This window comes from Vibrio sp. Vb1574 (assembly GCF_033338675.1).
Map to the genome: position 1 here is coordinate 1 of NZ_JAWOTC010000112.1, position 1,871 is coordinate 1,871.

Sequence of the window (1,871 nt, forward strand, 5' to 3'; positions counted from 1 at the left end):
GTTACAGGTTTAAGCAGCGGCGGTTTTTACGCTCACGTTAAAGCTGGCGAAAAGACGCTAACTTACCCTGCTAAAGATCTTAAGAAAGCATAATTCAATTTGCTGACTTCTTAATCCCAAGTCAGCGCAAGGTGAATCACTCCTCATCTTGAATTTACTTGGGAATCGCAAAGGTAGCGCATCAGTCGCTACCTTTTTTATTGTTGATTCATCATCTCACTCATTGCTCATTCGATACGCCTTGATGCTCGCTGTGATTGATTTCTACGCGATTTCTCCCGGTTTCTTTCGCTTTGTATAACGCTAAATCAGCACGTTTCACTAACGGCTCAAAAGAATCATCCAAGCCACACACTTGAGTTACCCCAATACTGGCGGTGAATGTCATATCACGCCCTGAATATCGAATCGTCGTGGTTTCTAAGGCATTTCGGATGGTTTCTAACGTATCCATTGCTTCTTGAGAAGAGCGGCTTCTCAGGACGATAGCAAACTCTTCACCACCGACACGAGCAAGCAGGTCGCATTCTCGTAAATGCCCTTTAATGGTATTGGCAGCATGGATGAGAGTTTTGTCGCCAGCGTCGTGCCCAAACTTGTCATTCAGTTTTTTAAAGTTATCTAAATCCAAAATCGCGACGTGGAATTTGATCCCTTGCGTGCGAAATTCAGAAAGACGATGCTCAATTTGACGCATGAACTCTCTGCGGTTTGGAATGCCAGTAAGATCGTCTGTGGTGGCGAGGTGCTCCATTTTCATGATCTGAATATGCAGTGCAATGTTCAACGCTATCCAGTTGGCAATGCATTGCAACTGTGCGGCTTGTTCCTTGGTATAAAAATGGGTTTGATGATGCGCGACGTTAAGCGTGCCCAAGCACATTTGACCATGCATCAGCGGCGCATCCATACACGTGCCCATACCGCTGGAGGTCAACATGACGCAATCTAGCTCGTCGGATTGAGAAACGTCGTCACAAATGATCAGTTGTTGGTTTTTGAACACACGCCCGACGAAGGCTTGATCAATCGGGACGAGAAAATCGGCAGGAATCGCTTTGTTGCCGGAAAAAGAGTAGACCTTGAGGTAGTCACTGTTTTCGTACAGCGTAATGCTGGTGCGGTCAGATTCAAAAATCCGATTGATCCATTCTGCGACAGTATCGAGCACCTGCTGTAACGTCTGTGATTGAGCCAAAAAGTGAACAAAGCCGATCGGTAAACATATTGGGCTTTCCATGTTTTGCGTCGACAAGTCATTTGGGTCAAAAGTTCTTTCAAGTCTCAATAGCCATCTCCCTAGACATTCCTCTAAATGTAAACAATAAGTAACACGCAGCTATTTTCAAGAAAAATACGTTCCTTTAACAGAGTATGGTTTATTTCTCGCCACTTGTGAGTGTCAGGTTGCTTAATGTGAACTTGAACTCATGTCTAAACCGATAATTTTTATGACTAATTAGCAAGAGGTGACCATTCGGTAAAGCGTAGTGAAGACAGCAAGAATAAGAGAGATTTGTTAAGAATTTGAGAGAGCAGGTAAGAAAAAGCCCCTCTGAATGAGAAGGGCTTGGTTGCTCGAGTTCGAGCTTAACTTTCTTTGTAGTGCTCTAAAATCAGTTGGCTGATTTGCGCGATCAGTTGATCGCGAGCTTGAAGCGAAAGGTCGGTGTCTGTGACGTAAATACTGATGTAAACCGGCTTGTAGTTGTCTTTCCAGATCATCGCGCTAATGCCGCGTGAACCGTAGTTACCTGCGCCAGAGCGGTCTGCAATCGACCAGCCTTTTGGCAGAACAGAGCGCATGAGCGAATCCGATACTTTGTTGTCTTGCATCCAGATTGTCAGCTGTGTGCGTGACTCGTAAGATA

General features: G+C 44.9%; 1 protein-coding gene and 1 pseudogene. Both read right to left on the reverse strand.

All coding sequences use genetic code 11. The features are described from left to right. Positions 1-220: 220 nt before the first annotated feature. On the reverse strand, positions 221-1,288 hold the full coding sequence (locus tag R7O12_RS23940) for a sensor domain-containing diguanylate cyclase (protein WP_318126529.1): 1,068 nt from the start codon (positions 1,286-1,288) through the stop codon (positions 221-223). Between the two features lie 302 nt (positions 1,289-1,590). Beyond that, positions 1,591-1,871 (reverse strand): annotated as a pseudogene (locus tag R7O12_RS23945) (hypothetical protein); the annotation flags it as partial.